Annotated in this window: 1 protein-coding gene; it reads right to left on the bottom strand. The window is 54.7% G+C overall.

Going from position 1 to position 8,854, the window contains the following annotated elements; genetic code table 11:
- Window positions 1-8,496: ESPR-type extended signal peptide-containing protein (locus QVO43_RS07220; protein WP_288174714.1), on the bottom strand; the 8,496-nt coding region annotated here is incomplete at its 3' end.
- Window positions 8,497-8,854: the final 358 nt, after the last annotated feature.

Here is an 8,854-nt window from a genome sequence, read left to right as displayed (position 1 = left end):
GGGATCCAGAGAGAAGGTCACCCCGGCATTCACCATGTTCTCCCCGCCCCCGAAGCTGCCGCCCACATTGAAGCGGACGCTTTCCGTAGGCTGGTAGAAAGCCCCGATGGCCGCCGCATTGGCGCTCCGGTAATGGCCGAAGCCGGCGGCGAAGTTCAGCTTGTCTTCCGGATCGAATTCCAGCGGATGGAGGGCCGCCAGAGCAGAGGCGCCGGCCCCCACCCGGTCCACCCGGCTGTCCAGACGGGTAATGGCATTGTTCACTCCATTGACCACACCCCCCAGCTGGCTTACGTTCACCGCATCAGTGGGTGCCGTGCCGGGAGCCACATCGTGGATCTGCTGGCCGCCCATGCTCACGTTGCTGCTGCTGATTTCCACATTGTGGGTCCCCTCCCCATTGGCAGCGATCCTGATGCCGCTGCTGGTGAGGGTGGTGCCGGCTGCCCCGGTACTGCTGTTGATGGTGAGGCCATCGTTGTTCAAGGTGCTGTTGCCGGTGGTGACGCTGGTAAGGCCCTTCAGTTCGCTGGAGAGCTTGATGTCCAGGCCGTCCCCGTCGGCGTTCTTCACCACACCGATGTTCTTATCGGTGAGTTTGGACGTATCCGCCCCGCCGGACAGTTTCATGGATTTGCCCAGTTTTCGGGAGATTGTTTCTCCGTCATCCCCGGTAAAGTCCCGGGTACCCAGGCTGTCCACAGCTCCCTGGGCCGCTTCACCGGCCAGTTTCTTCACATCGCCGATGTTGGCGGCGTTGTTCCAATTTTCCTGACCTTCTTTCGTGGTGTCATAGACATTTCCAATACCGCTGGCAACATCTTTAATCTGCTTATTCCCAGCATTAATGCCGTCTTTACTGATGGTCACACCGCCGGCCGTGATGGAGCCTTCATCTCCCAGATTCACCTGATTTTTCAGCTTGATATTGATGGACTTGCCATCGTCGGAGACAGAGGTGGTAATATTGCTGTCCCCATGAACACCAATGGTCCCGCCCAGATTCTGTTTAGCATCGGACGTACCACTGGCATTGGCATTATCCGCCGTGAGTCCGAAGCCGCCGCCCTTTGCAGAATCGGTAAGGCTTCCCTTCATCAGGACCAGCTGTTCTTCGGTGGCTGCCCTGCCTTTGGTGGCAAAATCAGAAGAGGTAATGGTGGTATTGGTCAGCCCGGTGATGCTTTCGATGCCGGTAAGATTTTTGGCCAGCTTGATTTCCAGGCCATCCCCGGCAGTATTCTTCACTACCCCTATATTCCCATCGGACAGTTTCGTAATATCAGCGCCGCCGGACAACTTCAGCGTGTTGTTCAGCGACCGGCTTACTGTGTTCTCAGCGACATCCCCTGCAAAAATCATCCCATCCTCCAGGGTAGCCACATCGTGATCTTTGTTGCCCTGGTCCGTGTAGGTAAGCCGAGTCTGGTCCTGCTGGGCCAGGTTCTTGGCAACGGTATGGACGGATACCGCAGCTTGGGTTCCAGCCGTCCCCGTCAGATCCAGATAGCCTGCGCCGTCAGTCTGGCGGAGAGCAGCGGCCTTTTTGCCATTGTCGCTCAGGGTGATCCCGGTATCGCCGGTAATATTTACTTCTTTGGCAGACTTGCCTTTAAACTGCATACTGCCGTCCGTGCCTTCGATGGTTTTACCATCCCCATGGACACCCACGTCCAGATGATCCTGGAGTTCTACGGAAACGTAATCATTTCCATCGTGGTCTTTCTTCACCTTGGTCAGGATATTGGCCTTGCTCCGATCCCAGAAATCCCCGGAGCCATCGTTTTTCTCGTTGGTTACAGGGGCATCCCCAAAAATCCGGATGGCACTGCCCAGATTCTGTTCAATGGTGGCATCCACGGCTTCCCCTCTGCCACCGGCCGTAATGGCAAATGTCCCATTGCCCAGGACTTTGGTAATGGAATCATTGACCTTTTTCAGCTGGTCTTCCGTAGCCGCCCGGCCGGAAACATAATCCTTCCCATCCCAGTCTGTGTTCTCAAGCCCGGCAACAAAGTTTCCTGTTTCTGTAACCTTGCCGTCACTGACGACACTCTGATTCCCCATAACAACCGTGCCGGCCGTCACCGTATTAAGGCCGGTGATATCCTTGGCCAGCTGCAGGGAGAGAGTGGTATTGCCATCTTTATCCTGGCTGGCAACGACGCCGATGTTGTTGTTCTTCGTGGGGTCCGTGGTATTGTCCACCAGCTTGTCCTTCGCGACGCCGCCCTTGATGGTCACCTTCTTGTCCAGGGTGGTATTGAGGGCTTCCCCATTGTCCCCGGCCAGCTGCAGCCCGTCTTCCAGGGTAGCCACGGTGTGGTCATTTCCATTACCGCCCTTATAGGTAATCCGGGACATGGCCGTCTTCATGGCTTCTTTGTCCTGATTTCCCCGATAGGTGACACCGATGGATACCGGGCTCATCCCATTATCCTTGTTGGTCCCATTGAGGATCAGCTTCCCTGCTTCCCCTGTTCCCGTTCCGGTGGATGCTTTCCCCAACGTCAGGGTATGGGCATTGAGGTCACGATCCAGCTGGACCGTCAGCGTATTGGCATTCTTATCCGCCTTGACCTGCACATTGGCGCCGCCGTCGTAGTCACGGCCATCCGCGCCGGTTCCCTGGATGGTCAGGGTGTCGCCCAGATTTCTATGGACAGTGGTGGTAGCGTCATTGCCCTTGAAGTTCAGGCCCTTGTCCGTCAGTTCTGTTTTCACACCATTGCTGACGGTCTGCAAATCGCCGATAGTGGCCCCATTTTGCAGCATAGGGCTGCCTGCCGTAATGGTGGAGATATCCACCGGCTTATTCTGTGCCGTATCATAGAGTCCGCTCTGTACATTGGTAATCTGCTTACCGCCATTGGACAGTCCATCGGTGGTCAGTTTCACTTGGCCATTTGTGCTGCCGTTCTGGGGCGTAATGGCAATGCCCTTGCCGTCAATTACGGTCATAGCTCCAGTCGTCGCATCCTTGAAAGTAGCACTGGTCATGTCTTTCAGTTCCTTACTCAAACCAATGGTGATGGCTTTGCCAGTGGTATCCGCTGTGGTGGTCAAATTGTCGTCTTCCGCCTTCAGCTGGATGGAACCGCCCAGATCCTGCTTCACCACATTGCCTGCATTGTCGCTGAGGCCGAAGCCACCGCCGGTTTCCTTCCCGTCCACAATGGACTTGGCCACCTGCTGGAGCTGGTCTTCCGTAGCCGCCCGACCGCTGACGATGCCATCTTTCGACCATTTGGTGTTGGTCAGGCCCGTAATGTAATCCCCAGCAGCATCATTGGGGCTGGTGCCATTGTTGGCGATGGTCTGAGAACCAATCTTGATTCCCGCCTTGCCCGTTTCAGTAGGCGCAAAGCTGATGGTCCCCATATTGGTAAGATCCTTGTTCAGCTTGATTGCCAATCCATCATCGCCATTCTTCACCACGCCGATGTTGCCATCCGTCAAATTACCAGTAACAGCACCGCCGGTGATATTCAGGGTACTGTTGAGGGTTGTGCTGACGGCCTTGGTCGTATCCGTCTTGGCATCATCTCCGGCAAATTTCAGGCCGTCTTCCAGGGTTGCAATGGTATGATAGGTGCCTTTGGCGGTATCCACATCATATTTCAACCGAGGTGAGCTGTCTGCAGAATTCAGGAAACTGGCACCGCCATAATCCTGATAAAGAGCAGAATACCGGCCGCCATTGTTCCCCATATGGAGGGACCCATCACTGCCATCCATTTCAATATAAGCTCCGCCGGTACCGGTCACTCTGACCGTACCGTTGACCGTACTGGACCCGGCCGTCAGGCTGTGAGCCGTCAGGTCATCGTCCAACTTCACCGTGATGGTGCCGTTGTCCATGGTAGTAGTAATATTGTCTGTATTGTAGGTGTGCTTATCCTTTGCCGCACCGCCCAATACACTGATTTTATCCCCCAGCTGAGCATTGTAGGCAGCACTTCCGTCCTCCTTCTCTGCCCCATTGGCTTCGAAGTTCAATCCCTTCTGCAAAGCCGCATTGCTGGCAATACCAGAAATCACCACATCCGTAGGAGTGCTTCTCGCTGCGTTATTTTTCACCTTCAGCGTTACCGTGCCATCGCTGCCTACCGTGTATTCACCACTGTCAGCAGCCACCAGATGGCTGTCCTGATTCAGCACATTGGTCATATCAATGCCCGGAATGGCATCACCGCCATTTTTCGTCAGCTTCAGGGTCTTCCCATCGGTGCTGACACTGCCGCCGGTCACATAGTAATCGTGGAGCCCAGTGAGTTGCCCAGTGGTCTTGTCATTTTTCCTGACTAAAGTCCCTGTGCCTTCCCCATTATTGCCATAAGAAACGGAGCCACTTTCTACATAAATATCCGAAGCACTGGCTTCCCCTTTGATGGTTTTCGCTACTTCATTCAGCTGATCTTCCGTAGCTGCCCGGCCGGACATAAAATGGTCCGTCACCCATGCTGTATTTTTGAGTCCTGTAATACTGGTAATGTTTGACGTGGCACTGCCGTTGGCACCGCCGCCGGGCTGGCTGCCGATGTAAATACCATCGGTTCCATCCGTACTTCCCACACGGACCGTAGTGAAGTTTACATTGGGTTGGGTAGCAATGGTAATGGTTTTGCTGCTGTCAGTTGGTGTAAGAGCAATATTGTCTCCCGCTGCAAAAGTGAGGGTATTATTGGCAGGAGTAACCGCCAGGGTCTGGTCTCCCACTTTGGCATTCCAGCCGGCATTCACTGTATCAGACACACTCTTCAGCTGATCTTCCGTAGCCGCACGACCACTCACAGCTGTACCATCCCAAGTGGTATTGGTCAGGCCGGTCAGATAGGTATTGGCACCATCATTGCCAAGGGTTGCCCCGCCAATGGTGGCTTTTCCAGTATTGCCATTTAAAGTAACTTGATTCCCCACCGTTACGGTTCCGGCGGTACCGTCCAAGGCGATTTTCTTGTCGTCATCGCTGCCCAGGGTCACGCTGTCCTTGAGAGATACTTTGTAGTCCACCGTCCCATCTGTGGTATTCGGTGTTCCTACAACATTTGTATTCTTGTCATCTCCGCTGACGGTTACGGTCTTGGCGGCGATTTTCTTCACATCGCCGATGTTGGCGGCATTGGTTTCTATTCCATAAACAGGGCTACCGGAGTCATCATCCCCGGACTTGCCGCTGGCTACATCGGAAATCTGCTTACTGCCACCGCTGATGCCGCTGGTGGTGACACTGGGGCCGCCATTATTAATGGTCAGGCCTGTACCGTCCAAGGTGGAAGAACCGGTGGTCAGGGTGCCGTCGGAACCATCGATGGTGATGGCTTTATCGCCTGTTCCCACAGTTACCTTATCCGCCGTGAGCTGGGTGTCCATCTTCACGGTGATGATGCCGTTATCATCAATTTCCGTGGTCAGGTTGTCCGTCTTGTAGGTATGGCGGGACTGGGCATCATTGGCACGGACGGCCACAGTGCTGCCCAAAGCGCGGTTCACCGTCTTGTAAGCGCCATCTACCTTGTTGCTGGCCGAGAAATTCAGGCCTTGGGCGATGGCTTCCGTATTGGTGGTAATCTGGGTCTTGTTGCTGTTCACCACATCGGACACGCTCTTCAGCTGATCCTCCGTAGCAGCCCGGCCGGTAACATACGTTGTCTGGCCTACAGTCCAGGTAGTATTGTCCAGGCCAGTGAGATAGTCGCCGCTTTGGGTGGTATCATTGCCGTCGGTCTGGGTGCCCAGCTTGGCGCCGCCAGCCGTCACCGTATCCAGACCGGTGATGTTTTTGGCCAGTTTCAGGGACAGGGTGGAGCCATTGGCGGTAACGCCGATATTATTACCCGTTGCCAGGTCAGTTGCACCGCCCTTTACGTCGAGAGTCTTGTCCAGTTCAACGCTGCCCGTTCCCGTATCTCCAGCCAGTTTCAGGCCATCCCCGAGAGTAGCCACCGTATGAGCCGTGCCGTCCCCATCGGTATAGCTGATGCGGCCCGTGCCCTTGGCACCGGAAAGTTCCGGAGATGCGGCATAGCCTGCAGTGATGGTGGTGGCTTTGTTGGTACTGCTACTGTCCGATCCTACGATCTTGATGGAGCCAGCCTGGCCTCCGTCAGCGGAAGTCCTTTCCGTACCGGCAGTGACGGAATCAAACACAGGATTCTTGTCCAGAGCAATGGAAAGGCGCTTATTGGCCGTATCCGTCAGGACTTTCACATTCTGGGTGGAGTATTCCGTATCTTCCTTCCGGCCGCTGCCCTGGATCTGGAGAGTCCCCCCCTGGTCTACATGGACAGAAGTGTCAGTATCATTGCCCTGGAAGTTCATACCCTTGGTTTCCACAGCCTTCAGCTGGGCCACGTTCACCGCATCGGAATCCGCAGACCCGGCAGCCAAATTGGTGATCTGGCGGCTGATGGTCTTACCTTCTGCATCTGTCCCACCCAGGGAAACACCCCCGGAAGTGGACACCCAGGTGGCTGCCTTAGCTGCATTGGCAGGATCCGTCATATCCGGAGCCAAATAGCCGGTAGATCCTTTTTCCCGATTGGCCACAGAGTGGGCGCCTAAAGCTACGCCACCATCTGCCGTGGCATTGGCACTGGTACCAAAAGCGGAAGATTCGACAGCATTTGCCCCAGCCGAATAGCCGTAAGCAGCAGAACCGGTTTCCACCGCTTCTGCACCATAACCCACGGCCACAGCGGCTCCATGGTCGGTGGACTCTGCATCATCATTTTTCGTACCGGCCTGGGCTCCAAGGCCCATAGCAACCGAAAAATTTCCGCTGGCGTTGGTACTGTTGCCCACAGCCACCGACTGGATACCAGCAGCCTCATTGCCATAGCCGATGGCCAAGGAATTGATACCTGAAGCAGCGCTGTTCACACCCATGGACAAAGACAAATCGCCGGATGCTGTAGTTCCCACGCCAAAGGCCATGGAAGCCGAACCCCTTGCTCCATCATTGTAGTAATTGGCCAAGCTGTTTTCCGCAACCGGCGTTGTCAAATTGCCATCATCATCTTTATAGGCCGTCTTGATGCTCAGGAAATGGCGCCCCGCCTGTTCCAGCTGATCTTCCGTGGCAGCCCGGCCGGTCACATAGTTTCCGGGCGTCCAGGTGCGGTTGGAAAGGCCCGTCACAAAGTTCCCCGATGCACTTGCCCGGACAGATTCCAGCTTGAGGGTGGCCCCATCGTCATTGAGACTGCCCGGCTTCATATAATCATAGGTAAAGGACTGATTGCCGATCTGGATTGCTCCCACCTTGGCAAGGCCTTGGGTCCCGTCTAGGGAAATAAAATTCCCCGTGTCCGTGCTGAGGCCGGCGGAAATGGTGCCAGCCGTGCCGTCCAGCACCACCTGCTTGGCACCGGTGGTGTCGGTGCTGTCCTTCAACGTGACCTTGGGCTTCAGGCTGATGGTGGTGGTCTGTACGCCGTCCTGGTCCGTGGTTTCTTCCGCATGGACGTTGGTTTCATCACCCTTGACCTTGATCTGGTTTTTAGCCGTTGCCACCGCTTCCGCTTTGGCCTTGGTCAACTGTTCCATGACCACCACGTCATGGTCATCGATGCCGTCGGCTACGTTGACCAGGCGGTTGTAGGCGTCAGAATCATAGGTGTTTTCCGTAACGGTATGATTCTGATACTGTACCGTATAATATACATCACCTTTTTTATGGCCAAAGGATACAATACGACCTTCTGTATCGGCTGCACGAGAAGAATCAATGACAGAAGCCGTGGCTTCATAGCCGATGGCCACCCCATTGGCCACAGTCACCGTGGCCTGGTTGCCGGCCGCCACAGCGCTGGCAGCCCCTGCACTGGTGCTGCCGCCAGCGATGCCTACGGAATAGTTTCCCTGGATAGTGGAAGAATAGCCGCCTATGGCTACGGAGCCTACCCCATAAATAGGAAATGGATTGGAGGCGTCGGCCGCATATTCATTTCTGTTGGCATCCAGAAGAGGATCCCCGTTTTTATCTACAGCCACTTTACCTGTAATATTGCCGGTACCCCCAATAACCACAGAATCTGCGCCAAAGGCTTTGTTGCCGCTGCCCCCACTGACCGTGGCAAATTGGCCCCCTGCCTGATTCTGAGTACCGCCGGTAACGCTGGAATGTTTCCCGGTGGCTTTATTCTGCATGCCACCGCTAATGCTGGAGGATTCGCCTACAGCTTCATTATCACCACCGCCGCTAACGCTGGAATTTTTCCCTTCGGCCTTGTTTTTTTCACCACCGCTGACTGTGGCATTTTCTCCTGTTGCCTGGTTGGTTGAAGCACCCCCAGTGACTTTCCCTGTTGCCGCAAACGCTTCTGAACAGGGGCTCCCCATAAAGAGCACCGCTCCCAGGCCCAGCACGGCTACCGTCTTTCCTGCCGTGGACAGACAGGTGCTTTTTTCCTTTCCAGCCCGTTTAGCCAGCTCAGACACCACCACATAGCAGTGCCGGACCCGGCTCCAGATGACTTTGTAGATTTTGTTCATGACCGTATCCTCCCTGAAAGATTCCTCTTTCTGCTGTAAAAAAGTTTACTCTTTTACTGTACTTTTAAATTATAGAAAACATAACATCGTTCTATACATATTATATTTCCATTATATGTGGCTGTAAGATACTTGTCAATATTGGTTATTTATTCGGTTTTTCTTTGTATTTGGTGTCATTTTACATGAGGCTGGAGGGGGACAGGGGGGATAAGTGGCTAAGTGGTTAGGTGGTTAGGTGCCTTGGGGTTCATCGTTGGTCGTTGTGGAGACCGGCTCCGCCGGCTTGAAATGGAAACGCAGCCGACGCTGCTAGCCCACCACCCTTGCGCAAGCGCAACGGTCCCCCGCCCTTGAA

Origin of the sequence: Acidaminococcus sp. CAG:542 (assembly GCF_000437815.1) — a bacterium.
GTDB lineage: Bacteria > Bacillota > Negativicutes > Acidaminococcales > Acidaminococcaceae > Acidaminococcus.
The sequence above is the reverse complement of the archived record's forward strand: the minus strand, read 5'-3'. Positions and strand labels throughout refer to the sequence as shown.